The sequence below is a fragment of the Streptomyces actinomycinicus genome (assembly GCF_016741775.1).
GTDB classification, from domain to species: domain Bacteria; phylum Actinomycetota; class Actinomycetes; order Streptomycetales; family Streptomycetaceae; genus Streptomyces; species Streptomyces actinomycinicus.
Genome location: NZ_JAERRK010000030.1, coordinates 1 through 25,083, shown reverse-complemented (window position 1 = coordinate 25,083; position 25,083 = coordinate 1). Strand labels below are relative to the sequence as shown.

Here is a 25,083-nt window from a genome sequence, read left to right as displayed (position 1 = left end):
CGATACATCTGTGGCGAACCATTGGGGCATTGGCGGAACGCAGCCGCCAGACTCGGCGAGCACCTGACCGAGCTGAGCCGCAAACCCCCTGCTCGGGATCCGCGACGGAAGTGCGGGAGGCCCCCGGCGGAGGGCACCAGTAGGTGTCCCAGTTCCGGAAGCCCTCACGCAGGTGATCAAGGAGCTGTATGACCGCCTCCTTGATCAGGAGGCGGGTGTAGTGGTCGGGCAGGGGCTGGTTGGTGGGCTCCCGGATCCCGTCCACCGGTGTCGCAGGTCGGGAAGCGTACGCGTGGGGTGCCCGGGCTGTGGAGTGGGGGCGTGCGGATCGGGTTCGCGGTGCCGGGGGAGGCCGGCACGTGCCGGTGTCCGTTGCTCAACGCTGGTAGTCCCGCGCTCTACGCCGACGCCGTGACCACCGAGGTATCAGCCAAGGTGCTGTTGGAAGAAGGCGGCTGCCTCCTTGCCGACCCGAACGCGGACAGTCGGGTCGGCAGGTTCCGGGGCGAAGAAGTCGTCGTGGCGGACATTGGGGCCGGCCGAGCCACCACTCGCTGTGGGAATGTGCTCCAGGTACGGCTTGGTGTCGATGCCGTACGGGTTGACCGTGTCTGCTCCACCCCAGCGGATGCCCACAGGCACTCGCACGCTTGCCAGGCTTTCCGGCGTCACGAGACTGCCCACTCCGGGGGCTACCTGGAAGACCGCTCGCACTCGGGGATCCGAGAGGTCTGCTGCGGCGGCATCCAGCACACGTCGTGACGACTCGTCCAGTGGATACTTCTTCCGCAGCGCCTCTAGCGCGCTGGGAAACTCGGGAATCACCGGTAGAGGGATCGTTCCCGTCAGTACAGCCCGCAGGTTCTGCGGATCGATACGGGCCCCGGCAAGGGCCGCCGACGTGTAACCGCCGAGGGAGAAACCCGCCACACCGACCGGACCAAGGAGCTGTTCCCGTGCGAGTGTATCGAGGGCGAAGGAGACGTCCCGGGGCCGTTCCCATACATGGAGAAAGCCCTCCGGCTCGTAACCGTCGACGTAGTTGTTGCCGTGGTGATCAAGGGCAACAACCCGGAAACCCGCCTCGTGCAGCGGTCGTACCAGCCACTCCATGTTGCTGCCCGAACCTCCGGTGCCGTGAGAGACGACGACAAGCGGAGCGGGTGCACCCTGTGGGCGGCTCGGCTCCCACAGGTAAAGACGGACAGGGCGCGGACGCGTCGGATCCCGCAGGTCGCGTCGGGACTCGTCATGCAGGACACGTATCAACGGCTGTTCCTGATCAGAGATCATCATGGCGACATCGTAGGGAGGCAGCCTGTCCTGAGTGCTGGTCTTCCAGCCCGTCGAGGTCTCTCCGGCTTCGTGGTCGGGTTGTGGGCCCAGCGGCCTGGCTGCGCAGTGCCGCGTTTGACGCGGGTCCTCAGTAGCGGCCATCGGTTCGGCTTCTTGATCGCGCGCGGGCAGTTCCGATTGCGCCGGGCCGGGAGGAGACGCACGCGTGCCTCTCGGCCCGGCCTCGGTGAAGGACCGATGCAGTCAAAAGCGAATGCCGTCAATTGCTGCAGCCGTCCTCACTCTGGAGCTGCAACGCTGAAAGAGCTCAGTGAGCCTCTTCCATCGTGTGCTGCAGGTGTTAAATGGGCTGGTCAGTAGGGGTGGTGACATGACGGAGCCCCTCGTCGTTGGCGTGGTGATCTCACTCATCACACCGGCGACCAAGGGGCTCCGTTGGTTCCGTATCCTTCCATGCTCGATGTCCGTATGAGCTGGTTGAGCATGTCTCCTGGCTCATCTACGCCCGAAGGCGTGAACACAACTCGCGTTGGCGCAAGGTCGGTTGCTTTCAGCAAGCCCTGCTGACGCTGGCGCATCTACGGAAGAACGAGACGTTCGCGCAGACCGGGGCCGGGTTCGGGGTATCAGCGGCGACGGCCTGGCGCTACGTGGACGAGACCCTCGAGGTGCTGGCCGCCTGGGCTCCCGGCCTGCACGAGGCGCTGGTGGGCCTGGGCGAGGGCGACCACGTGATCGTCGACGGCACCCTCATCCCTACTGACGGCATTGCCGCAGACCAGCCGTACTACTCGCAAAAACACCGGAAGCATGGCATGAACGTCCAGGTCATCGCACGTGCAGACGGCACACCCTTGTGGTTCTCGCGCGCGACGCCGGGACGCACCCACGATCTGACCGCCGCCTGTGCCCACGGCATCGTCCAAGCCTTCCTCACGAGACAGATCCTCATCCTCGCCGACCGCGCCTACCAGGGCGCCGGCGCCACCGTCCGCACCCCCTACTACAACCACCGCGAACTGCCCGAGCACTACCAGCAGTACAACCGCGACCATGCCCGCCTGAGCGCACCCGGCGAACGCGCCTTCGTCCAGCCCCCGGTCCTTCACCCTTCAGGACCCTGCCAGGGAAGCGGTGGGCTCCTCACCCGACTGAGCCTGCCGAAGACGCGTGGCCTCCATCCGGGCCAGGGTCAGCAACATCTGCGGATCAGCCTCGTCCTGGTGCGTGTAGGTCATAGCCACGACCACCGTCCCGACCCGCATCTCAAGCCCGGTGTACTGATCACCGGAGTGGGCGTTCACCCCAGAACGCGCGACGCTCGCATCGCCGACCCTTGGCATCGCGATTTCACGATCTCCCCTGCTTGCCCACGAAGCACTGCGGTCCTTGTACCAGCTCCGGGCAGCCTCAACATCCTCGAACGAAGACGTATCGATGAAGACGTTCCCAGTGCTCTTAGTGTTGTCGTACTGCACGATCGCGTGACTGATCATCCCCGCACAGACGTGCCCAGGCTTGCGACACTCATCACCCCCGGGCACATCCCGACCGGCGAGTTCCTGGACGCCGACCTTCCACCCCGGGGGCATGCTCTGCAGATCGAGAACCTGCTTGAGCTGGGCAATTCTGAGATGAGAATGCTCGAGCGGCACCGTCCCCTCGGGGGCTGCCGGGCTTGCCCCGTCGGACTTCGCCCCGCTGCCTCCGCAAGCACCCCCAGCCAGCACCAGGACGACCACCGTCGCCGCCACCCGCACACCCGTCACTAACCGTCTGCGGTGCACCCGCCGCCCCTCCCGTACATGACCGGACCCCAGAGCATAAACGCGACCCCCGCGACGGTGGGGAACGATCACCCGCCAGGCGGGGAACGATCTCCAACACCTCCGAAAGCGTGCAGATCAAAGGCTCTCGTGAACACCCCCGACAGCGCCGCCTGGACGCCCCCGCCCGCTCGCCGCCGCCGATACCGCGATCCTCGCCAACTCCCGTCTGGTCGCCGAAGGCGTCGACATCCCCCAGCGTGGACGCGATCGTCTTCGCCGACCCCACCCGCAGCGTCCGCTGCGTCCAGGCCCCCGGCCGCGCCCTGCGCCTGGACGTCTCCGGTAAGACCGCCTCCCTGATCGTCCCCGTCTACATCCCGCCCGGCGCCGACGGCGAGAACATCCTGGGCACCGCCTACGAAACCGGCGTGGGCTCCGATGCCGGCCTGCGCACCCCCGGCCGGCTGCCGCCATCACGGCGTCAGTGGACGGGCCTTCGCCGGGCGTAGCCCGGCTACCGCGCCGTGATGACCGAGGCCCCCGGCCCCAACCAACACCGAGGACCGGATCGGGTGACGGCGGGCCGGTGTGCAGCCCAAGCCGAGTTGGCCCAGAGTGAGTCACCCTTTCGCTACTCGGTTCAAGCACCGGCGGAGTCGAGGAGAGCCTGCCCAGAGTTGCTGAGGGCGTGACGGACGCACTTCCCGTCCCGGGTGAGCACAGTGAGCCCTGCACTGCGCAGAACACTCGCATGTTCACTGGCGCTCGCGGGGGAGATGCCGACCAGTGCGGCCAGTTGGGTCGTGGTGCATCCGACGTGCTCGGCTATCGCCCACAGGACGGTGGACCGGGTCCGGCCGAGCAGCGCGCGAAGAGAGGCGGGGGGATCACTGAGGACGCCGGCCGTGACGGCGGCAGGGGCCATGGGCGCATGCGCGCTGCCGCGGACAGGGAATGTGATCCAGGGCTGCCCGTCGTCCGGGTGGTCGAAGGCGGGGTAGTGGGCGCCGAACACGCTCGGGATGAGGAGCAGTCCACGTCCCGCGAGGTGAACATCGCCATCGCGGTTGGAGGCAGTGGTCAGGTGCAGCACCGGAGAGGCCCAGGTGATGTAGCGCGGGTTGAGCTCTCTCAGTAGGCGTTCGACGCCGTGCTCAGCCAACTGTTGCAGGCGCAGCGTCCGGTCCGATCCGGCAAGCTGCTCGATCTTGGGCCAGTACGGGGCGATGAAGAACTCGTGCGCTTCGTGCACGGCACTGGCCAGGTGGCGGACGAGCAACGGGTCATCCCGGAGCTGCCGTGCCGCTTTGGGTATATGTCGAAGCCCGGCTGCCCATCGGTCCAAGTCCTCGATGATCTGCTGCCTCGGAGCTGCGGCGAGCATCTCCCGGAAGGCGTCCGGTGCCTCAGGGCCGCTCATGTCCAAGAATCCCACGGACGCCCCCAGCGCGGGGATGAAGTCGAACAGCGGCAGCATGCGAGGACGCAGACCTGCCGCGGCCCGACGCCGCCAGGCATCGAAGCGCACCGGATGACTGCGCTCCTGCAGCAGCCGGATGCCTATTCCCAGCTCCAACAGCGGTCGCACCCCCGACGCCAGGCGGGTGCGGGCCAGGTCCTCAGCCGTGAAGTGAATCCGCAAGGTCACCGTCGCAGTCTTGCGAGTGACTCTCGTTTCGGCCCAGCCCGAAACGAGACGACCTGTCTGCCTCTCCCGAGCAACCTGGTTGCACAGCACCGCAGCAACCGCGGTGCTCAGCCCGCGGACCCGAAGGCCCACGCGTAGGCAGCCATCCTGCGTGCCGGCTCGGCATGAGAGCCGCAGCGGGCTGCCCCTCGCCCGAACGGCAGGCCGGTGACGGCACATCCAGCAACAGAAGGAGAGTGAACCTAGTGTCTGGTTCCCTGCAAGCGATGCGAAGGAGCGCTATGAGGAGCCTTGGTGTCGCCATCGCCAGCTCCGCGCTGGTGATCGGTATCGCCAGTGTGTCGAGCGCGCACACCGCAGGACGGGGCGCCGAGCAGGCCGCCCCCAGCGGCTGCCGGACCTTCTCGAACGCCATCACCGGGGCCTCGGTCTCCGGCCGGCTCTGCTGGAACGAATGGGCCGAGCCCACCCCGGAGAACTACTTCCCCGACACCGCTGGTGAAACCCTGCTGAAGGACACCGCCAGGGACAAGCGCCGGGTCGAACTGTTCAGCTACACCCCTGGCTACAACCGCTGGCAACTCATAGCGACCGTCACCACGGGCTACGGCTCATACGGGGACCTCGCCGGCTTCTCGTGGGGCGTCGTGAACGGCAAGACATCGAAGACCAGCCTCAAGCTGTGCACCAGTAAGGCAGGGGCCGACCGCGACTGCAGTGGCGTCTTCTGACACACAAATCCACGCGACACGGACCGCCCTCGAACACAGCCGTCGCGCATGAGGAGGGCCGACCCCGACAACCGCTGTTGCCCCCGCGCGGGGGGGCGGGGTCAACAGCGGTCACGTATTACTGAGCGTTTTCAGCGTCCCCCTCCAGGGTGATGAGGGCTTTGGTGATGACGCTCATGCGGTTGGGGCTGATGCGGGATCTACGGAAGATCTGCCAGGACTTCAGCCGCGCCACGCCTCGTTCGACAGGTGCCCGGGCCGCGGACAGGGCCCGGTTCTCGGTCCGCTCGGTGAGGGTGAGCTCGCCGCGGGGCGGGCGGCGCTTGGCGGTGGTGACCCAGTCGCCCGCACCGATGTAGGCCATGTCGGCGAGGATCGGAACGCCCTGGCGCGCGCAGATCCGGAGGATCTTGTGAGTGCGGGCGGCCGTGAGGTCGTGGGTCCGGCCCGGTAACGCCGGCGACAACCACAGAATCTCGCCGGCTGGGTCCGTGACGACCTGTACGTTCACTCCATGGCGCTGGTGTTTTGGTAGTCGGCTTTCCCGTCGCCGACGCGGTCGCACTCTGCGAGCGTGCCGTCCAGGAGGACGAAGTCCGGGTCGTGTGCGCGCAGTGTCTTCAGCAGGCCCGGCGCCTGCTCGGCGAGCAGAGCGGTGACCGCGGTGACGTAGGCGTGGGCAGTGCCGACGGATATCCCGAAGGCCGCGGCGATACGGGCGAGGGTGTCGTGGCGGCGCAGGTACACGAGAACGACCAGCGCACGGCGGTGCGGTGGAAGGTTGCACCGCCGGTCACCCTCACGGGTGGCGATGAGCATCGTGACCCACTCGACCAGGGCGTGGGGCAGGTCGAGTGCGGCAGGATACGGAACCAACAGGGCTCCCGTGCTACTAAATTGAGACGTCGAACGCCTCCCTCAACGGCACGGGAGCCCTGTCCGTTGCGCACCCCGACCCCGCACAGCCCCGTCACCCGGTCAGTGGCCACGCTGAAAACGCTCAGTGCCTGGGCCATGGGCGAACGACTTCGCAAACTCGGCATCCGGCTCGCGGAAGCCCGCTCGACCGCGCTGTTCCAGCTCGCCACCGAGCTGCCCGCCGCCGTCCTCGCCCGCACCCTCGGCATCGACATCACCGTCGCCGTCAAATGGCAGCGAGCCGCCGCCGGAGACTGGGCCGCCTACGCAGCCGACGTCAGCCGCCGGAACTCGAAAAACTGACCCATCCCGATGTCAGACCGCGCTGACATGCTGCTTTTCATGACACACGCAAGTAAGCCCGATCTCGTCCAGATCACCGACGCCCGCGAGATCACTCCCGACCTCCGACGCCAGCTGATCGACTGCTGGATCGCGGTCACCAACTCAGGCGGCGCCGCCGGATTCCCCTTCGCGCCGGTCCGAGACGACGACGTCGCACCCGTCACGGACAAGCTCCTCGGCCGTCTTCATCCGCAGCACAGCCGACTCATCACCGCCAGATTCGGTGACGGTCTTGCCGGGTGGGTCGTCCTCAACCGTGATCCCTACCGGCTCGTCGAGCACTGGGGCACGGTTCGCCACCTTCAGACCCACCCCGAATTCCGCGGCCGTGGTGTCGGATCCGCTCTCATGCGTGAGCTGCGGAAGATCGCCCGTGACGAACTGGGACTCGAACAGCTCCATCTCGCGGCCCGAGGAGAAGCAGGGCTGGAGAGCTTCTACAGCCGACTCGGATGGCGTGAGATCGGTCGCTGGCCCGGAGCCCTTCGCCTTGCGCCCGACGACACCCGGGACGAGGTCCTGATGCTCCTCGATCCCCTCTGATCACGGGGGTATTCCGAGAGTTCCAATACCCGAGCACACCATTAACTCCCCGCAAGGAAGAGGTGATCCGGCGGCTGCTGGTCCACCACGCCGAACACACGCGGCAGGCCGCGGCTCGCACAACGCCCGGCCCCGCGTCCGGCTATCGGTCCGAATCGCTGGATGTGCTGTTCGGGGCGGCCCGCTGATGGCCACCGCGCTGGACGCCGCACCATGCGCGGTCATCCCGCTGCCTTCGCAGAAAACGTACGCGCGGGGAAGAGCGCGTGAAGAGTCCTGGCCCGTCACGGTGCAGGTCCGAGACGCGGTCTGGGCGCGAGTGACTACCGCGCCGTTCCTCGTGGGCTGCGACAGCAGCGGCCATAAGGCGGCCCTCGGGCTGCTGCTGGGCTGGCTCGAAGACCAGCCCGGCGCCACCTGGTAGGACAGGTGGCTGGCCAGCGGAGCCGATGCCGACCACGCGAACGGCAGCTGGCGTGAGATTCCGCTGCAGTGGCTCTCCGATCGAGGCCACACCGCTGGCTTTCGTCAGGACGCGTTCTTCCGGGCGGTGAATGTCGCCCTCGCCGCCGACCTCTTCCGTCCCTCACTGACGTGGCTGGTCACCTCTTCGCTTCGCCGCGGGGCCCTGCCCCGGGCGATGGTGGAGTACCGGGACAGCGTCGGCTTTGCCCGGCTGCGGGAGCGATGCGGCGAGGATACGAGTGTCTCCACGACCTCCGCGACCCGCGTCGCCTACCGCACCGCCCAGATCCTCGCCGCCAAGGGCGGCGTCATCTCCGACATCACCCCCGGCGACGTCCTGGAGCTGCTGGAGGTCGAGGCCGAACTGCGGGGCACCTCGGTCGGCGCGACCCACTTGTTCAATCGGGTCCTGCACGACCTGGGCGTGTTCGGAGACCCGGCCCCAGCGACGCTGCGTGAGCTGAGGAGTGCTGGTCAGCGCACGCCGGAGGAGTTGATCGACCGCTACGGCGTCGCCTGCCGTCCCATCCGCGACCTGTTCGTCGACTACCTGCGCGAGTGCCAGCCCGCGTTGGACTACAACAGCCTGGAGGCGCTGTCGTATTACCTCGTGAAGCTCTTCTGGTCCGACCTGGAACGGCACCACCCAGGCATCGACAGCCTTCACCTGCCGACCGAGGTCGCCGACGCATGGAAGCAGCGACTTCGCACCGTGGACAAGACGGTCCGCACTCCCGACGGCCGGCGAATCACCACCCAGGCACCTCGCATCAACTACTGCGAGTGCCTCACCCCGGTACGGGCCTTCTACCTGGACCTGGCGCACTGGGCCGTCGAGGAGCCCTCGCGCTGGGCCCGGTGGGTCACGCCCTGCCCGGTGGGCAGCGAAGAGATCAACCGCAAGAAGGACAAGCGGCGCCGCAAGTCCCGGATGGATGCCCGCACCCGGGAACGGCTTCCCGTGCTGCCGGTCCCGGTCCGCAGCGTCGACCGGCGCCGCAAAGACGCCGCCGCCCTGCTGTTGGCCGCCCGCGACTCGGCACCGGGAGAGACGTTCAGCGCGGCCGGGCAGACACTGGTACGCGTCACCCCAGGCCGCTCGGCCGCTGCCAAGATCCTGGCCGAGGACCCCGCGACCGGACAACGGCGGGATCTCGGCCGCGAGGAGGATCACGCCTTTTGGGCCTTCGCCGTCGTCGAGGTCCTGCGGGCCACCGGCATCCGCGTCGAGGAACTCACCCAGCTCTTCCACCACAGCCTGATCCAATACCGGCTGCCCACCACCGGCGAGCTCATCCCACTGCTGCAGATCATCCCGTCGAAGACGGACATTGAGAGGCTGCTGGTTGTCAGGCCCGAACTCGCCGATGTGCTGTCCACGATCATCTGCCGAATCCGTGACACGAACGGGAAAGTCCCTCGGGTTCCCGCCTACGACCACTACGAACGCACGTGGCTGCCGCCTTCGCCCCTGCTGTTCCAGCGGCACCGAGGCGGGGAGTACCGGGCGATCAGCTCCGGTGCCATCCGGAAGTTGCTGACAACCGCGCTCGCGCACACCGGGCTGGCCGACTCGGTCACCGTCGGCCCCCTGCACTTCACTCCGCACGATTTCCGCAGGGTGTTCATCACCGACGCCGTCCTGAGCGGCCTGCCGCCGCACATCGCCCAGGTCATCGCCGGGCACCAGGACATCAACGTCACTCTCGGCTACAAGGCGATGTATCCGGACGAAGCCGTCCAGGCCCACCTGGCCTTCCTCGCCCGCAGGCGAGCCATGCGCCCCAGCGACGAGTACCGCGTCCCCACCGACGAGGAGTGGACCGAGTTCCTCGGCCACTTCGAACGTCGCAAGGTCTGCACCGGAACCTGCGGCCGCTCGTTCGGCACTCCGTGCATCCACGAACACGCCTGCGTGCGCTGCCCGATGCTCTGGTCCGACCCTGCTCAGCGCGACCGGCTGGTTGAGATCCGCGACGATCTCATCGCCCGAATCGCCGAGGCTGAGCGCGAGGGGTGGCTTGGCGAAGTCGAAGGTCTGCGTGTCAGCCTTGCGGGAGCCAAGGACAAGCTCACCCAGATTGACCGGCGTCCCCACAAGGGAGCCGACGTCGACCTCGGCATGCCCACCATCAGGAACGAGGACTTTTGAACGCCGACGCCAATCACGAAAACCCAAGCCGCGACCTCAGCACCTGGACGATCGAGCGTCTCCAGTCGTTCGCTGAGGACGCTCAAGGCCAGCAGCTTGAGGCGGTACGTGTCGTCGCTCAGGGCCATGCCTATTTCGCCGACGAACCCCGCGAAGCCCGCAAGCAGTGGGCCAAGCTGTCATTGCAGGCCAACCAGCGTCTGCATGGCGACAGTCTCTGGGATCGAGCACGAGCGGCTCAGCAGAACTTCTTGCTCCGGATGTGGGTGATCGACCAGTTCGGCCCTGACGACGAGGATCATGACTGGAGCCCCGAGAGGTTGGCGGCCGACACTGTCACCGCGCTTGCTCTGACCCCTTCTGAGGCCCGTGCTCTCGCCGATCACTGGCGCGAACTCGCGGTTGAGCAAATAGGCGAGCTGCGGCGGCACAAGAACCTGACGGCCCATCTGGACAGGCTTGTCGACCACCTGCAACCCAGCCCAATACGGGATCAACTCCTCGCCTGGATAGAGACTCGCCAACACCTGCCCTGACCGATGCCGCGAGTTCACACCATTCTCGACGCCGATCTCAGAGTTCAGAGAATACGGCTTCGATGCCTTCTACTGCCGCTCTGGCCAGGAGGGCGCCCACGAGAAGGGCGGCGTCGAGCATGAGGGCGGCCGGTTCCGCCGTTCCCACCTGGTCCCTGTTCCCGAGGTCGACACGCTGGCGGACCTCAACGAGCAGATCGAGCAGATCGAGGATTTCGAGGACGCCCGGCACATCGACAACCGCCCTACGTCGGTCGGTTTCGATTTCCAGCACGAGGTACCTCTGCTGGCACCGCTGCCGCTGGAGGAGTTCGACGTCGGCTTGACCTTGACCCCGAAGGTCGACAAGACCTCCCGGATCACCGTCCGCCAGAACCGCTACTCGGTCCCGGCCCGCTTCATCGGCCAGAACGTCCGTGTCTCTCTGCGGGCCGATGAGGTCTGGGTGTTCGAACGCCAAGAGATCGTCGTCCGGCACCCGCGGCTGGCCGGCCGATACGGCTTCAGGGACCTGCTCGATCACTACCTGGAGATCCTGCGCTACATGCCCGGAGCCCTGGAGAACTCCACCGGCCTGGCAGCCGCTCGGGAAAGCGGTCAGTTCACCCCCGTCCACGCGTTCTGGGCAGCCGCCCGCGAGGCCAGAGGCCGTGCGGAGGGCACCCGAGCCCTCATTGACGTCCTGCTGCTGCACCGGCACCTGCCCCACGAGGCGGTCGTTGCCGGCATAAGCGCCGTCCTGGCCGCCGGATCGGTCTCCCCAGACCTGGTGGCAATCGAGGCCCGCAAGGCCCTGGCCGCGGCCGGCGGGCCGCCTCCGGTCGTTATCACCCCGCCCTCGCCGCCGGCCGAGGACGCCCCTGAAGACCAGGACACCGGATCCGCACGGGTGATCTCCCTGCCCGCCAGGCGCCCTGTCCTGCCGCCGGACACCCGGCCGGAACCGTCGCTGGCCGCCTACGGCCAGCTGCTTTCTCAGACACCGAAAGGCTCAGCATGACGCAGAGCACCACCCCCGCCCCCACGACGCAGGGGCGATGGGGCTCCTTCGGCCTGCCCGCACAGCGCGGGGCCGAACCGGCGGCCACGATCGAAGCGGCCTGCCGCAGTCTGGGCCTGGCCACCATCCGCGAGCGTTGGGAGGAGTTCGCCGCTCAGGCCCTGCGCGCGCATGCCTCCTACGCGGACTTCCTCGCGGAGCTGCTGGAAGGCGAAGGCGAGGACCGTGACCAGCGGCGCAAGGTCCGCCGGGTCAAGGAAGCGACTTCCCCCGGATCAAGCGGATCGAGGACTTCGACTTCTCGAAGGACCCCAACATTCCGCAGGAGGTCATCAACACCCTCACCCAGCCCGGCTGGGTCCAGGCCGGCCAGCCGCTCTGCCTGATCGGCGACTTAGGCACCGGCAAATCCCACCTGCTGATCGGCCTGGGAACAGCGATCGCCGAGGCAGACGGCCGAGTCCGCTACACGACCGCCGCGAACCTGGTCAACGAACTGGCCGAAGCGGCCAGCGACAAGCAACTGGGCCGCACGATTAAGAAGTACGGACGAGTGGACGTGCTCTGCCTGTACGAACTCAGCTACGTCAAACTCGACCGGCACGGAGCCGAGCTGCTGTTCCAGATCTTCACCGAGCGCGAGGAACGGCACGCCATCGTCATCGCCTCCAACAGGCCGTTCACCAAAGCGCACATGTTCCGGCGAACACGTGCAAGGTTGTGCCTGAACAGCACGGGTTCAAATTGGAGTGGCAGTCCACCGGTTCGTACGTATGCTGCGGGCTGTGACATCGGTATATGTGCTGGACGGCACACAGGTCAGGACGCTGGAGGAATTCTGGCGGGTCATCGGCGAGGCGATCAACGGTCCTGGCGGCAACTTCGGCCGAAACCTGGATGCCTTCGCCGATTGTCTCAGCGGGGGCTTCGGGACACCCGACGATGACGACTACGTGGTGGAGTGGCGGGACCACGCGACGTCCCGCGAGTATCTGGGCCACGCCGAGACGGCTCGGCAGCTGGAGCGTCGCCTCTCGCGCTGCCACCCCACGAACCGTCCGGCTGTCAGCGCGGACCTGGTCGCCGCTCGTGAAGGGCATGGGGAAACTGTCTTCGACTGGCTGCTTGAAATCTTCGAAGACCGGGCTCCTGGTGTCCTGCGGCTTCAGTGAGGAGTGAGGTCGGACTGCTCACCTCCTGGCAGCCGGCCCTCGTCAACGTGGTCGGCGAGATAGATGAGGGTGGCCTGCGGGTCCATGCCGAAGGCGGCGGCGACGAGCTTGGGGTCCATGGTGTTCACCAGGTTGAGGAGGCGGGTGCAGCGGATCGTCCGGGGCGGGTATCCGCAGTCGTCAAGGGCGTGGGAAAGATAGGCAGTTGAGGCCGGACTTCGCCCGGCCTTCGTTCCTTTGGTGACCATCACGTGCGGGTTGGCCGTCGGCCATGCCTCGCGGTGGGCCAGGCATCGTTGCAGCACGCTCCAGGAGGCGGGGTCAAGTGGGACGGGATGGGGTCGCTTGCCGAGCCGGACGGTCTGGGCTGCCGCGTCGATGTCGGTGATCTGCAGCATCCGGACCTCGGTGCTGGAGGCGCCGTGCAGCAGGGCGAGCATGCCGAGCAGAGCCTCGTGCGGGTGGACGTGTTCGTCGGTGGTCCAGCGGCGGCAAGCTCGCGCTGCTGATCGAGTGTGAGAGTGCGGCCGCGGAAGCCGTTCCGTTCCTTCACGATCAGCGTGCGGGTCGGGTCGATCAGCACGATGTGCTTGGAACGGGCGAAGCGGAAGAACTGCCGCAGCACCACCAGTCGGCGCTTGCGGGCCTTGGGCAAGGTGGTCAGGAAGGCTTCGACGTCGTGCATGTCGACCAGAGCCCAGTCGTCCTTGCCGCGGTGCTCGGGGAGGAAGCGGGCCAGGTCGCGCAGGATGCTCAGGGCGGTTTCCAGGGTGTGGTCGCTGCGGGGGCGGGTGCCGGCCCGGCGGGCCCGGTCTTGGGCCCGCATCCGGGAGGCGTCGAAGGCGACCACGGCTGGCCGGAGCAGCTCGGGGACGGCGTCGATGCGGCGCTTGCGCCGCCCGGCGGCGAGACGTTCGGCCTGGTCGGTAGGCAGGGCCAGGCCGTGGAGGGTGAAGAAGTCCTCCAGCCAGGCGGGCGGGTCGGCGAGCTGGTCGCGGAGGTGTTCGCCGCGGATGAAGGGTCGGCCGGGGTGCCGTTGCCAGCAGGACGAGCACAGGCCCAGTCCGGCATGCCGTCGCAGTTGCCCGCACTCGCTGCAGGTCCGCGGGGGCTGCTTGTCCTGTCGGGGCCGGGAGCAATGTCCGCACCAGCCCGTCTCCTCGCGGAGATATCCCGGCTTGCCGCAGCGAGGGCAGGGCCGCTGGTCGGCGAGCCGGTCGGCCTTTTGCCGGCAGACTCCGCAGAGCCGGTTGTCGGTCACAGCTCGGCCATCTGCCGCCCGAGGTCGCTGTCGCCCTGACCTGGCAGGGCGACGTCCAGGCGCCGCCGCGCCGTTCCCGCCGTCGTGCCGGCGGCAACTAGTCCCGCACCGAGCCCTTGGAGGCGCCGCTGTACCCCGAATTCCCGCCCGACCCGTCCGCCCCGCCTGGCGGCCAGCCTGCGTTCTGGGTCGGTTCCCGGCATCTGGCCGGTGACGATGGGCGCCTCTACGACGCCGTCGCCGACACGCTCGCCGGCCTGGGCTGGACGAGCCTGACGATCGTCCGCGGACGGCACGAGCCGGACGAGGTACCGGAGGACCGCCAGGTTCTGCGCAGCACCGTCCTGCACATCAGCCCCGATGCCCTCTGCTGGGCTCAGTGGAGCCTGGCGGACGAGCCGTTTCAGTTGGGCGCCCTGCCGATCGCCTGGCAGATTTCGGCCCGAGCGGACAGGAGCGGTCCGCTCGCGTCGTGGTCGTCCTACTTCACCCCCGACGTCCCCGGCGAGGCCGTGACCGACTTCCTCGTCGCGCTCGACGCCCGGGACGAGCCCACCGTGCCGCTCGCCGGACCCGAGCCGGTACTCGACGCCGTCGCCGCAAATGGATGGCTTCGCGACATCGACCAGCCCCACGCGGCAGCGACGGACTCGACGTTCACCTCGCACATCAGCCTCGGCGAGGTGCCGCCCCTCATCCAGGACGGCGACCCCCGCGCCCTGACGATGGAGGCAGATGGGGCAGGGTTCGGATGGCAGGCATGGGCGGAGCCCGCGCTCGACGCGCCTTGCCTGTGGGCCGCCTCCATCAGTTCCAGCGTCCCGCACGACCTCGTGGCAGCCTTCGCCGCCTCCCCCAGTTCGACGGCACCGGTCCTGCGCCGGGTGCTGCCCGTGGCCACACAGGATCGATTGCTGCGGGCGCCGGCCTAGCGATCGACCAATTCCTTCGCGTCGGTCAGCTGGCTGCCGTGGCCTTGGCGAGGGCTTTGTCGAGGTGGCGGTCGACAGGGGCCGGGGAGCCGGAGTTGATTAGCAGCAGGCTGCCGTCGCGGATCAGGTCTGCTTGACCACGGTGCTCCGGCTTCCTGCGCTGAACATCAGGAGCTGGCTCCACCCCTCGTCACCGAGGGCGTGGGGTGCGGGCAGCTTCTGCGAGGCAACGTCGATTGAGGTGCCGCCTGCCCGGTCTCGGCGGCCGGGTGAGCACGTGCAGGTGAATGATCGCCCCTGTGTGCGGCTTGGGTTGTAGGGCTCCGCGCGTGCGGTTGCCCTGCGGGCGCATTCCAGCGGGCGCTCGACCGCGATAACGGGAGGCGCCGGTGCACCGGGTGCGGTCACTCCAGTAGCGGCGGTGTTCGCGGCCCCTGAACACCGCCGCTATGAGCCCCCACCTGGCCCGCCGCCTCACTCGAGCCACAAGCGCTTGAGACGGTGCCCATCACTCCTGTCGCTTATTTTCCGCGCTGGTCACTTGGCGGGTCAGCCCGCGTCTGGAGTTGCTGCCAGCAGTGATGGACGTGCTGTTCAGCCTCCCGGACGACGCAGGCTGCAGCGTCGTCAGCCAGCGTGACGGCGCCCGGCGTGGCCATGTCCGCGCTGGGTGTAACACGACTGTGCGCTCGGTGGGTAAGACAGGCGACTCGGCCACTGTGGTGGAGGACGACTGCCCGGGCAACCAGGACCGTAGCGATGACTGCTGCCGCGATCACAGCGGCGGTCGCGTGCTGGTCGGACATGGCGATGAGGGTCCTTCGCGTGTGCTCTCGTCGGGAGAGGGAGGGTCCGGATCTGGATCGGGATCCGTCTCGTGTCCCCTCCCGCCTTCTTTGTATGCGTCAGCCGGGCCAGGTCCCGGTCAGGCGGCGGGTAGCGGTGGCGCCGGCGCGGTCGACGGCCGCTTTGACCCCGGCGAAGATCGCGCCTTGCAGCGTGGCGGCGAGCAGGACCTCGCGCCAGGAGCGGTCTTCGTCGGTGGCGTCCGGGGCGTCCTCATCGTGACCGAGCATCTTCCACGCCTGCTTGAACAGCGCTCCCGCGGCCATGCCGCTGACGGCCCCGAGCACCAGACCGACCGGCTTGTAGGCGATCTTGGATGCCAGTTCAGCCCTTCCGGCGGCGGCAGGCCAGCCACACCACGGCAGCTACGCCCGCTGCCGCCAGCAGCACCTTTCGGTTGCCCCTCGCCAGCTGCGGACCTTGGGCCGTCTTCTGCCGCAACGGCTCGGGTGCCTTGTCCTCCCAGACCTGACTGGCCTGGGCCGCCTTCGCCCGGGCCTGCTCCGCTACCTGAGCAGCCTTGTCCCTGACCGGGTCAGGCAGCCTGTCGTGCGCCTGGTGCGCCAGGTCTGCGGCCCTTGCCTTCAGTTCCCCGGCCTTGAGCGCGGCCTGTTCCTTCAGCTCACCGGCCTTCGCGGCGGCCTGTCCCCTCACCTCGGCGGCCTTCTCCTGGGCACGCGCCTTGACGTCGGTCTTCGCCGCGAGCGCCTCGACCGTCTCACCGAGTTCTTCGCGGGTCTGCTCGACCTGCTCTCGCAGTTCCGCGGGGCTGGCGGCAGTGGGTTCATCATGAGGCGGCTGGGTCATCGGTGCGCACTCTCCTTGATCTCGGCCACGTCGGCCTTCACGTTCTCGACCGTCTGCTCGGGCGCGGGCGGCGCGGCCTGGTCGACCTGCTTCTTTCCATCCATGGCCATCACCGCGGCGATCACACCCAGCACCGCGGTCACGATCAGCGCCGCCGCCCACACCGGCAACGCCACCGCCAGCGCGGCGATCGCAGTGGCGACCAGTGCCTGCGCCATCAGGAAGCCGACCACGCCGGCGCCACCGAACAGGCCACCGCCCTTGCCGTAGCGCTTGCCCTTCTCCTTCATCTCCGCCTGCGCCAGGCGCAGCTCGCCGCGCACCAGCTCGGTCAGCTGCTGCGAGGCCCGCTGCACCAGCTCGCCCACCGGCTCCTGGCCCAAGCGGTCCGTGCTCTGGCCGGACCCGGCATGGTGCGGCTGCGTGTTCGACACGACGGTCACCTCCCGTCCTCACAAGTTCCTGCAGGCCGGACTGCGTCATGCGCCCGACCGTCCGATGAGGGCGCGAGTACCCCGAGTAAGCGAGTTCAGGGCCGAAGGCGTGGCCTGATCACAGCCCCGGACAGATGCGGTGCTTGGGGGTGGACCCGCTCATACGTGCGCTTGGACGGAATTGGAGACCCCCGCGACCGGTACGCGTGCTACGCCAGGGCGAGTTGGCCGCAATCGTCAGCCCCCGATCAGCTGCGGCCCAAGCACCGCGATCTACTCGCCCACCAGCATGTACTTCAGACAGCCGGAGCCCTGACGATGCGGCTCGGCGGCACCTGTGGGAACGACGACACGGTGGCCGCGGCTTCCGGATGCTCGGTCTGTAGATCGTGGAGATGCGACCGCGCCGCTCAGCATTCAGAGCCAGTGGCGCAGCATCAGGCGTGGAGCGCGGTGGGTGAGCCAGGCGCTGGCCAGGCCGATGGCGGCGCCGACGGCGACGTTGCTGGGGTAATGGGCACCGCTCTGCACGCGCTCGAGCGCCACCAGGGCGGCGGGCACCGCGCAGGCTGCTCCGGCGGCCGGCCACGCGGGTGCGACGGCGGCGGTGAAGGCCACCGCGGCGGCGGTGTGTCCGGAGGGAAAGGAGGAGGAGTCGGGGCGGTCGTCGACCTCGTCGTGGGGGAACCACTCCTTCGGTGGCCGGGGCCGGTCGGCCAGCTGCTTGCACAGGCCGTTCGAGGTCAGCTGGGCGATGACAAGGGCGGTCAGGCCGGTGGCCGCTGCTTTACGGCCGCGCCACCCGCCCAGCCACGCCATCGCGGCGGCGGCGCCGCACCACAGTTTCGTGCTCTCGGCGGTCTCCTCCACTGCCGAGAGTACTTTGCCGATGCGGGGCGGGATGCGGGAGGCCGCGTGTTTGGTCAGCGACCGATCAGCGTCGTGCAACCCTGCCAGAAGCCTCATGGAGAGCAGATATCCCGCAGGTCATCGACGTACGCCCAAGGTCGGTCAGCCCTCGCCCAGGCGGCGTCGGTCGTCCTCGTCCCATTTGCCGGTGTCGCGGGGCTGGGTGTAGGGCTCGGTATCCGGTGGCAGGCTGCCCGCGATGGATCGCTGGCGTACGGTCTCGGCGTCGAACTCCAGGCCCAGCAGGATGGCCAGGTTGGTGGTCCACAGCCACAGGAGGAAGACGATGACGCCGGCCACGGTGCCGTAGGTCTTGTTGTAGGAGGCGAAGTTGGCCACGTAAAACGCGAAGGCGGCGGAGGCGATCATCCAGATCGCCAGGGCGAGGAAGCTGCCCGGGGTGATCCACCTGAAGCCCTTCACCTTCGCGTTCGGGCTCGCCCAGTACAAAATCACGATCATGACGGTAACCAGGACCACGAGAACGGGCCACTTGGCGATCGACCACACCGTCAGCGCGGTGTCGCCGATGCCCAGCGCGGTGCCGGCCTGGCGGGCCAGGCTGCCGGTGAACACCACGATCAGCGCGCTGACCACGGCCAGCACCATCAGCACGACCGTCACGCCCAGCCGTACGGGAAGGATCTTCCATACCGGGCGGCCTTCGGGCATGTCGTAGACGGCGTTCGCGGCACGGATGAACGCGGCCACATAGCCGGAAGCCGACCACACCGCCAGCACGATGCCGACGATCGCCATGACGAAGCCGACGCCGGCGTTGCTCTGCAACTGCTCCACAGCCCGGGTGATGATGTCCCGGGCCGAGCCTGGGGCGAACTTCTTGATGTTGGCCAGCACCGAGTCGGTGGCCGACCTGCCGGTGATGCCCAGCAGTGACACCAGCACCAGCAGGGCCGGGAACAGCGACAGCACTCCGTAGTACGTCAAGGCCGCCGCGCGGTCGGTCAGCTCATCGTCCTTGAACTCGCGCAGCGCACCCTTGAACACGGCGCCCCAGGCCCGTTTGGGCAGCTTCGTCGGGGCGTCCGGCGCCCGGCGCTCCACCTCGGGCCCCGGCCCGACCTCCTCGGACGCGGGCATCGCGCGTTCCTGCGCCTCGCCGCTCCCGTGATCAGCTTTCCGTCCTGGAAGGTGCAGCTTCGCCATAGCCCACGAGTAACCCTCCAGGGCCCCGCCTACCCCGGCGAGAGCGGGCGCTGCGTAGGCAGCATCCCTCCGTGCGGCAGCACGTGACCGGGTTTCCCTGCGCGCCTCGGCCAGCAGCCATCTCGTGTGAAGGTCTCGTGGCGACCAGCATGTAGTGGCATGGCCTGCGTTCTTGCGGGCAAGCGGCTCTGGTGTCATGCACCCCTGCAGAGTTGGTCCTGCAGGTGAGCTCTGCCCTAAGCCGGGCCGGCTTTCATGTGCTGGGTGAGGCGGACACCGGTGTTTCGGGGCTGCGTGTGCTCGAAGTGGCCGCAGGGGCCGTGGTCAGCTGGGCGGCCTCGGACGGGTTCACATCACTGGCTCGTGAGCGAGCCGGCCGCGCTGCGGGCGACGACAGCTTGCAGGTGATCGTGCAGGCCGCAGTAACCGGGGTGCTGCTCCAGCTTGGACACACCGTCACAGCAACGCACGACGGAAGTGATCTCCTTGTCCTCGCCGATCGGTGGCTGCCGCTTAACCCGCGGATCCGGACCGGGCCGGTATTTGTGTGCGCACAACGCGCTGTTGGCTGTTCCCTGGCAACCGGGACGGGCCTCGGCTGGTGAGAGGCGGAGTCGCTGCTTGAAAACTGCTCCTCGATTCCGGCGAAGGGTTTGCCACCCTGTGACGTAAGCCTGCAGGATGCAGCAATGCACCTCAGCCCCGGTGTCTTTCTTGCCCTCGTCCTTGGCGTGGCCGTGATCGTCGCGCTGAAGTTCCGTTCACGCCGTAAGCGCACAGCCGCCCTCGCGGCACAGTGGCAGGCGTTCCAACGGCACCGGAGTGCAGGCCGAGGAGATCTTCTTCAAATCACGCGGGTCTACCAGCGCAGACGCCGGCGGTCCAAGGCCGTTGTGACCTGGTGCGACACCGGTCGTCAACAGGACGCCTGGTTCTGGAACTGGCACGTCCCCGCGGGCGCGTACCTGCTCGTCAGTGCCTCCAGCGGCTATGGCCCCCGCAACCACAATCCGAACGTGCTCTACGTACAGCCCGGCCAGGTCCAAGCCTGGGTCCCCGTTCAGGCGGCGCGCGCTGCTCAGCGCGTCGGCTGACGCGCTGCTATCCCGACCACCTCCATGGTCGGGGGCAGCGGCATGACCGGGCAGGTCAGCCGGTTGCGGTGGCCTTGGCGAGGGCCTTGCCGAGGTGGCGGTCGACGAGGGCCGGGGAGCCGGAGACGATCAGCAGGAGATTGCCGTTGTGGATCGCGGTCTGCTTGACCACGGTGCTCCGCCCTGCGGTGGAGAAGGTCAGGAGCTGGCTCCACTGCTGATCCCCGAGTCGTCGGGGCGCGGGCAGCTTCTGCGTGGTTATGTCGATCGCGGTGCCGCCCGCGACGACCTGGTAGGTGGGGCAGCCGGTCATGGCGTCGAAGATCCGTCCGATGCCGGCGGACAGCTTGTTCGCCGTGTCGCTGTACAGCTCCTCGGAGATCTCCGAGGAGCTGTCGCCGTAGGTGAAGGCCGCCTTCGCCTTGTGCGGGAAGGTGAGCGTGCCGCCGGTCGCCGCGTCGCCGCCCAGCTCGCTCAGGGCCGGGCAGCCGATGACGGTGACGTCGTCGTGCCGGGCAGGACGCTCCGGCTTGGGCAGGTAGCCGCTGCCGAGGTCGCTCTGGTCGAGCAGGCGGGACTCGAGCGCGGCCGACGAGAGCGCGGCTGGCTTGTGGACCGCATTGGAAGGCTCTTCGGTCCGGGCGGAGAAGGGCGTCTGATGCGTGGCCCCGGTGGTGTTGGTGGAACAGGCGGGCAGGGCGAGGAGGGTGGCGGTGATGCCGAGGGCGGTGGTGGCGACGCGAACGCGCATGACGGAACTGACCCCTTGGTGCTAGGCGACGGGTGGTCAGTACGAGCCCGAGGGCCCAGTGCGGTCGTAGGGGTGGTGGTCAGTGGCCGTGGTGGCGCAGGCAATCCTCGAACGTGTCGAAGGTCGCCTCCGCGGGACCGGTGTGCCGGTTGTACCAGGCGGTGTCGAGACGCGCCTCCTGCTGCTGGTGGCCCGCCCGGCAGCGCAGCCACACCTGGTCTCGGGTGGAGAGGATGAGCCAGTCCCGGTACGCGCCGCACTCGGCGCAGGCGACGATCTCGCCGTCGATGACGAGCGGTTGCTTCCAGGACGTCATCCGGCCGCCGATCTGGTCGTGGCTCGGAACCCGCAGGTCCGGAGGCAGAAAATCGTCCACCAAGGGCGCGGTCGCAGCGAGCGTGAGTTCCGCCCGCATCCGCTCGACCTCCGGCGGCACCAGGCCCTCCATCTGCGCCGCCCGCTCCAAGAACCGGCGCTGCGCCTTGCTCGGCTGTGCCACCCTGCGGCGTATGCGGTGAAACACCCTGACGTCCTCCTTCGCCTCACCCTGCACGCGCCTTGATCGTCTCCTACGTCGCGGACAGCTTCAATTCACAAAGTTCACAGTCACGCTCAGCGGGGAAGGGAGGCGGTCCCACGCGCCGAGTCCCGGTCAGGTTCCGCTCTTCGGCTGCTTCGTACGTTCCATGTCAGTGGCCTCTGATTGGCTGATGCCCATGATCGGACTCGCTTCTCCCCGGCCGGGCACCGACCCACAAACGGCCCGGCAGCCCTCCCTGTGCGAGGTGCTGCTGTGGATCGCCGGCGACACGTTCCACTGGCTGCACAACGGCCATCACCACTACCCTCCTGCACCCGGTGAGGAAAGCTTCACCGACGGGAACATCCGGCACCTGCGCCAGTTCGCCGCGGACCGTGTCAAGGTGTTCCAGTTCACCAAGGGCCAGGAACGACAGAACGGCGCCGACTGGGAAATGTGGATCCACAACCGCACTCACGGAGTCGGCCTGCGGATCCAGGCCAAGAAGGCGTCGAAGCCGCAGCGGTACCCCTTCGACCACACGGTCGCGGGCGAGTTCCAGTGTGACCTGCTCGTCCAGAACGCGTCGGCCGTCGGGTGCGTGCCCGTCTACTTGCTCTACAACCACTGGGATTGGGTCGGCGGGAGCGAGGAGGAAGCAGCTCAGGCAGGGCTTCTGTGTGATCACGTCGCTGCTGATGGGTCACATCATGGATGCACGCTGCTGTCGGCGTATCGCGTGCAGAGCGAGGTCGGCCGGAAGGCAAGCGGGCGCAATGTGCGCCACACAGCGCTGTGGAAGGGGTCGCTGCCTTGGAACAGGGTGCTGTGCGACCGGCGGCGTTCCGCCAACGCATCGCCCTCCCGTTCCAGCAGCGAAATCCTTGGCGACGTATTCACTGCCGTCAAGCAGCTGACACTCGTGGGCCTGGGCCTGTCGCCGACGTACTCGGCGGGAGCTCCCCACAATGGCACCCAGGAGGATGCTGCGTACGGCCAGATTTCGAACGGGGATGGTGACGACGACGCTCCCGAGATCTTGCGAGGTGGTCCGCACCGGTTGCCGCCCCATGTCCGCCGGCTCCTCCAAGCCCATGAGGCAGAACCGCCGGCACCGCCGGTTCCCACGGTGGCGACCGTGTTGGTGGACGTCAGCGACGACCGAGCGCAGACGCCCCCCAACTGGTTCGAAGGGTGCATCCTCTACCGGTAGCGGTACAGCGTCCAATCTCTGTCGTAGGCCGGTCCTCATAGTGTGTTGCCTGCTGCCTCCTCGCCCCGGGGCCAGTTAGGTGCCGTGGCACGGGACACCACACGGCGGACCCCGGAGGGACGCTTCACCGTGCCGTGCTTGAACGTTGCGGTGCTGTCGGCAGGCAGCTCGGCCAGACGTCGCAGCCGCCAGACGAGCACGTCGCTGACGGTTCCCGCCGTGGCGAGTTCTCTGCGGCCGGCGGCGTCGGCTAGCAGTGCGGTGGTGTCGTGGCCGGCGGCTGAAGCGTCGGCGAGGGTCGCCGCTAGTGCGTACCAGCCGGGCTCGGCCAGGATCTGCTCGGCCAGCTCGGGCACGGCCTCGCGCAGCACGGTCGTCTGCCGTTGGAGGAGCGGGTGGTCCAGGCGCCGACCGCGCTGGTAGAGGGCGCCCAGCGGCTGGGCGGCGGCGGCCTGCTGGGCGTGGCCCTTCTTCGCGTGCCAGTGGAGGGCGGCGGTGACGAGGAAGAACAGCATGTCGATCGCCATGGCGGTGGTCGCCCCGTCCTCCCCGCGGCCGAGCGCGGGACCACTGCGGACGAGGTCGCGGGCGGCCTGCCGCAGCGCACGGTCGTGGCCGCGTACGGCGCGGACGTGGGAGCGTGAGGCACGCTCGAAGAGCGCTGCCGCATCGCGTAGTTCGCGGCGGGTGTGGGCAGCGGACGTCTTCGCGAGGGCGTCCAGGACCTCACCGGCCGCCGCGATGTGGGCAGCGGCGACCGCGTCGTCGCCGTGCTCGACGACGAGCACGGCCTGCCACGCGGCCGATGCCGTCTGGCGGCGGGCAGCGGCTGGAGCGCCCAGACCATTGCCGACCGGATCTTCCTGCTGGGGAGCGGGGCTGTCCTGGGCGTCGCCGGACCAGCGCTCCCGGATGCGGGGCAACGATAGGTCGGGGGCGAGGCGCGCACCGGGGTAGAACACCGGCTCGCCGTCCTTGTTCCGGTCGTCGGGCAGCGCGACCTTGTATCCGAGGAGGTCGCCGGAGGGTGCGGCGCGTTTGCGGATCAGGAGGTCGGCGCCAGCGAGCCGATCGAAGAACTCCTCCTCACTTCTCGCGCCGGCCACTGCCCGCCGCACCGTCTCGCGTAGTTCCTCGCGGGCGGTGCGCTCGCGGCCCTGGCGCGCGGCCTTGTGACGTTCGGCGCTGGTGGGCCGCTGTGCGGCGGTGCCGTCGCCCGGCGCGATCTCGTGAAGGCCGAGTTCCTTCTCGATGAGGCGGGCTTCGGCCTGGGCACGGGCGCCGGAGCGGTAGTCGTCCGGGCGGTGCCCGTCCTCGGTCACGAGGGTGGCGACGATGTGGATGTGGTCGTCCGACGAGCTGACGGAGGTGGCCGTGCCCGAGATCTGGGCCGGGGTGGACATCGGCAAAACGCATCACCACTGCGTGGTGATCAACTCTGAGGGCGAACGGCTGCTGTCCCGGCGGATCCAGAATGACGAGACCGAGCTGCTGACGCTTATCGGTGATGTCCGGCAATGTCCACGGACGCGCTGTGGGCCATCGACATGAATCATGGCGGCGCTGCCCTTGATCGGGCTGCTGCTCAGCCATGACCAGCCCATGGCCTACATCACCGGCCTGGCTGTTCACCGAGCCTCGGTCACCTACCGAGGTGAGGGCAAGACCGATGCCAAGGACGCCTTTGTCATCGCCGACCAGGCCCGCGTCCGCCGCGATATCGGCCTGCTGCGGCCGGGTGACGAGATCGCCGTTGACCTGCGCACGCTGACCGGCCGCCGCATCGATGTGGTCTTCGACCGCACCCGGCAGATCAACCGCCTGCGGGCCCAACTCCTCGAGGTCTTCCCGGCACTGGAACGAGCCCTGGACCTGACCCAAAAGGGTCCGGTCATGTTGCTGACGGGCTACCAGACACCGGCGGCGATCCGTCGCGCCGGCCTGAAGCGGATTGAGACTTGGCTCAAGAACCGGAAGATTCGCGGCGCCGCCGCGCTGGCCCGCACGGTCGTGGAGGCAGCTGAGACACAACACACTGCGCTTCCCGGCGAGAAGCTGGCCGCCGCGATGGTGGTCCGCCTCGCGAAGGGGGTGAGGGCCTTCGACGAGGAGATCGCAGAACTCGACTCCATGATCGAGGCCCGTTTTGGCCAGCATCCGCATGCCGAGGTGATTCTCAGCCTGCCCGGCATGGGCGTCATGCTTGGCGCCGAATTCATCGCCGCCACGGGAGGCGACATGGACACCTTCGGCAGCGCCGACCGACTCGCTGGCTACGCTGGCCTGGCACCAGCACCACGGGACTCCGGCCGGGTCAGCGGCAACTTGCGCAGGCCCCGGCGTTACCACCGTGGTCTGCTTCGGAGTATGTACCTGTCCGCGATGTTCAGCCTGAAGAACTGCCCGGCCTCCAGGGCGTATTACCAGCGCAAGCGTGATGAAGGAAAAGGCCACAAGCAGGCTGTCCTGGCCCTGGCCCGGCGGCGCCTCAACGTCCTGTGGGCCATGATCCGTGACGGGCAGAGCTACCACGCTTCACCGCCCCTCGCCGTCAGTTGACATCAGCATTGGGAA

Annotated in this window: 24 protein-coding genes and 5 pseudogenes; 14 read left to right on the top strand and 15 right to left on the bottom strand. The window is 68.2% G+C overall.

Features of this window, described 5'->3' with window-relative positions; genetic code table 11:
• Positions 1–426: 426 nt before the first annotated feature.
• Positions 427–1,296 carry an alpha/beta hydrolase family protein gene (locus tag JK359_RS35800; protein WP_236678979.1) on the bottom strand — a complete coding sequence of 290 codons (870 nt, stop codon included), beginning with the start codon at positions 1,294–1,296 and terminating at the stop codon, positions 427–429.
• Between the two features lie 394 nt (positions 1,297–1,690).
• On the opposite strand from JK359_RS35800, the pseudogene JK359_RS35795 reads away from it, so the two are divergent.
• Positions 1,691–2,390: pseudogene (locus JK359_RS35795) on the top strand (transposase family protein); the annotation flags it as partial.
• Positions 2,391–3,322: 932 nt separating this feature from the next.
• Positions 3,323–3,574, top strand: coding sequence for a hypothetical protein (locus JK359_RS35790; RefSeq protein ID WP_236678978.1), 252 nt, complete (start codon positions 3,323–3,325; stop codon positions 3,572–3,574).
• 131 nt (positions 3,575–3,705) lie between these two features.
• Here JK359_RS35790 and JK359_RS35785 read toward each other — a convergent pair whose 3' ends face one another.
• Entirely contained in the window at positions 3,706–4,713 is a 1,008-nt protein-coding gene (locus tag JK359_RS35785) for an ArsR/SmtB family transcription factor (RefSeq protein WP_201843810.1), read from the bottom strand.
• 281 nt (positions 4,714–4,994) lie between these two features.
• Here JK359_RS35785 and JK359_RS35780 point away from each other — a divergent pair, with 281 nt between their 5' ends.
• Complete coding sequence (locus tag JK359_RS35780; protein WP_201843809.1) at positions 4,995–5,444, top strand: hypothetical protein; 450 nt, start codon at positions 4,995–4,997, stop codon at positions 5,442–5,444.
• A gap of 118 nt (positions 5,445–5,562) precedes the next feature.
• Here the strand turns inward: JK359_RS35780 and JK359_RS35775 are convergent.
• Positions 5,563–6,320: pseudogene (locus JK359_RS35775) on the bottom strand (transposase).
• Between the two features lie 138 nt (positions 6,321–6,458).
• Here JK359_RS35775 and JK359_RS35770 point away from each other — a divergent pair.
• From JK359_RS35770 to JK359_RS35755, 4 genes are all read left to right on the top strand, one after another.
• On the top strand, positions 6,459–6,665 hold the full coding sequence (locus JK359_RS35770; RefSeq protein WP_201843808.1) for a hypothetical protein: 207 nt from the start codon (positions 6,459–6,461) through the stop codon (positions 6,663–6,665).
• 39 nt (positions 6,666–6,704) lie between these two features.
• Positions 6,705–7,250, top strand: coding sequence for a GNAT family N-acetyltransferase (locus JK359_RS35765; protein WP_201843807.1), 546 nt, complete (start codon positions 6,705–6,707; stop codon positions 7,248–7,250).
• A gap of 550 nt (positions 7,251–7,800) precedes the next feature.
• Complete coding sequence (locus tag JK359_RS40275; RefSeq protein ID WP_307788426.1) at positions 7,801–9,867, top strand: tyrosine-type recombinase/integrase; 2,067 nt, start codon at positions 7,801–7,803, stop codon at positions 9,865–9,867.
• Positions 9,864–10,403 (top strand): hypothetical protein, encoded by a 540-nt coding sequence (locus JK359_RS35755; protein WP_201843806.1) that lies wholly within the window; start codon positions 9,864–9,866, stop codon positions 10,401–10,403. Before JK359_RS40275 ends, JK359_RS35755 begins: the two co-directional genes overlap by 4 nt.
• A 37-nt stretch (positions 10,404–10,440) precedes the next feature.
• Here JK359_RS35755 and JK359_RS35750 read toward each other — a convergent pair whose 3' ends face one another.
• A complete protein-coding gene (locus tag JK359_RS35750; RefSeq protein WP_201843805.1) occupies positions 10,441–10,677 on the bottom strand; it encodes a hypothetical protein in 237 nt (78 codons plus the stop codon).
• Here JK359_RS35750 and JK359_RS35745 point away from each other — a divergent pair.
• From JK359_RS35745 to JK359_RS35735, 3 genes and pseudogenes are all read left to right on the top strand, one after another.
• Positions 10,579–11,403: a Mu transposase domain-containing protein gene (locus JK359_RS35745; protein ID WP_372445521.1), complete on the top strand. Its 825-nt coding sequence runs from the start codon at positions 10,579–10,581 to the stop codon at positions 11,401–11,403. The genes JK359_RS35750 and JK359_RS35745 overlap by 99 nt on opposite strands.
• Positions 11,404–11,677: 274 nt before the next feature.
• A pseudogene (locus JK359_RS40575) lies at positions 11,678–12,040 on the top strand (ATP-binding protein); the annotation flags it as partial.
• A 148-nt stretch (positions 12,041–12,188) separates the two neighbouring features.
• Complete coding sequence (locus tag JK359_RS35735) at positions 12,189–12,575, top strand: barstar family protein (protein WP_201843803.1); 387 nt, start codon at positions 12,189–12,191, stop codon at positions 12,573–12,575.
• Here the strand turns inward: JK359_RS35735 and JK359_RS40025 are convergent.
• A complete protein-coding gene (locus JK359_RS40025) occupies positions 12,569–12,703 on the bottom strand; it encodes a hypothetical protein (RefSeq protein ID WP_269139073.1) in 135 nt (44 codons plus the stop codon). The two genes, JK359_RS35735 and JK359_RS40025, sit on opposite strands and share 7 nt — an antisense overlap.
• A 119-nt stretch (positions 12,704–12,822) precedes the next feature.
• Positions 12,823–13,401 carry a site-specific integrase gene (locus tag JK359_RS40480; protein WP_236678990.1) on the bottom strand — a complete coding sequence of 193 codons (579 nt, stop codon included), beginning with the start codon at positions 13,399–13,401 and terminating at the stop codon, positions 12,823–12,825.
• A 551-nt stretch (positions 13,402–13,952) separates the two neighbouring features.
• Here JK359_RS40480 and JK359_RS35720 point away from each other — a divergent pair.
• Positions 13,953–14,768 carry an SPDY domain-containing protein gene (locus JK359_RS35720; RefSeq protein ID WP_201843800.1) on the top strand — a complete coding sequence of 272 codons (816 nt, stop codon included), beginning with the start codon at positions 13,953–13,955 and terminating at the stop codon, positions 14,766–14,768.
• Between the two features lie 25 nt (positions 14,769–14,793).
• Here the strand turns inward: JK359_RS35720 and JK359_RS39540 are convergent.
• The 6 genes and pseudogenes from JK359_RS39540 to JK359_RS35695 all read right to left on the bottom strand — a co-directional run.
• Positions 14,794–15,020 (bottom strand): annotated as a pseudogene (locus tag JK359_RS39540) (hypothetical protein); the annotation flags it as partial.
• A gap of 653 nt (positions 15,021–15,673) precedes the next feature.
• Positions 15,674–15,937, bottom strand: a complete 264-nt coding sequence (locus tag JK359_RS35715) for a DUF4235 domain-containing protein (protein WP_269139075.1) — start codon at positions 15,935–15,937, stop codon at positions 15,674–15,676.
• A 1-nt stretch (position 15,938) separates the two neighbouring features.
• Entirely contained in the window at positions 15,939–16,421 is a 483-nt protein-coding gene (locus JK359_RS35710; protein WP_201843798.1) for a DUF3618 domain-containing protein, read from the bottom strand.
• Positions 16,418–16,789: a phage holin family protein gene (locus tag JK359_RS35705; protein ID WP_201843850.1), complete on the bottom strand. Its 372-nt coding sequence runs from the start codon at positions 16,787–16,789 to the stop codon at positions 16,418–16,420. The genes JK359_RS35710 and JK359_RS35705 overlap by 4 nt, the downstream gene beginning before the upstream one ends.
• Positions 16,790–17,272: 483 nt before the next feature.
• The gene (locus JK359_RS35700) at positions 17,273–17,821 is read right to left on the bottom strand and encodes a phosphatase PAP2 family protein (protein ID WP_201843797.1); all 549 of its coding nucleotides are present in this window, start codon (positions 17,819–17,821) and stop codon (positions 17,273–17,275) included.
• A gap of 45 nt (positions 17,822–17,866) precedes the next feature.
• On the bottom strand, positions 17,867–18,865 hold the full coding sequence (locus tag JK359_RS35695) for a YihY/virulence factor BrkB family protein (RefSeq protein ID WP_372445517.1): 999 nt from the start codon (positions 18,863–18,865) through the stop codon (positions 17,867–17,869).
• A gap of 755 nt (positions 18,866–19,620) precedes the next feature.
• Here JK359_RS35695 and JK359_RS35690 point away from each other — a divergent pair.
• On the top strand, positions 19,621–20,025 hold the full coding sequence (locus tag JK359_RS35690) for a hypothetical protein (RefSeq protein ID WP_201843795.1): 405 nt from the start codon (positions 19,621–19,623) through the stop codon (positions 20,023–20,025).
• A 55-nt stretch (positions 20,026–20,080) separates the two neighbouring features.
• Here JK359_RS35690 and JK359_RS35685 read toward each other — a convergent pair whose 3' ends face one another.
• Together JK359_RS35685 and JK359_RS35680 are read right to left on the bottom strand one after the other, a co-directional pair.
• Positions 20,081–20,776, bottom strand: coding sequence for a hypothetical protein (locus JK359_RS35685; RefSeq protein WP_201843794.1), 696 nt, complete (start codon positions 20,774–20,776; stop codon positions 20,081–20,083).
• Positions 20,777–20,855: 79 nt separating this feature from the next.
• Positions 20,856–21,299 (bottom strand): hypothetical protein, encoded by a 444-nt coding sequence (locus JK359_RS35680; protein ID WP_201843793.1) that lies wholly within the window; start codon positions 21,297–21,299, stop codon positions 20,856–20,858.
• A gap of 193 nt (positions 21,300–21,492) precedes the next feature.
• Between JK359_RS35680 and JK359_RS35675 the strand changes: the two genes are divergently transcribed.
• The gene (locus JK359_RS35675) at positions 21,493–22,509 is read left to right on the top strand and encodes a DUF6615 family protein (RefSeq protein ID WP_201843792.1); all 1,017 of its coding nucleotides are present in this window, start codon (positions 21,493–21,495) and stop codon (positions 22,507–22,509) included.
• A gap of 35 nt (positions 22,510–22,544) precedes the next feature.
• Here the strand turns inward: JK359_RS35675 and JK359_RS35670 are convergent, their stop codons facing one another.
• A complete protein-coding gene (locus JK359_RS35670) occupies positions 22,545–23,912 on the bottom strand; it encodes a relaxase family protein (protein WP_236678976.1) in 1,368 nt (455 codons plus the stop codon).
• Here JK359_RS35670 and JK359_RS35665 point away from each other — a divergent pair.
• Positions 23,845–25,068: pseudogene (locus JK359_RS35665) on the top strand (IS110 family RNA-guided transposase). The gene JK359_RS35670 and the pseudogene JK359_RS35665 sit on opposite strands and share 68 nt — an antisense overlap.
• Positions 25,069–25,083 lie beyond the last annotated feature (15 nt).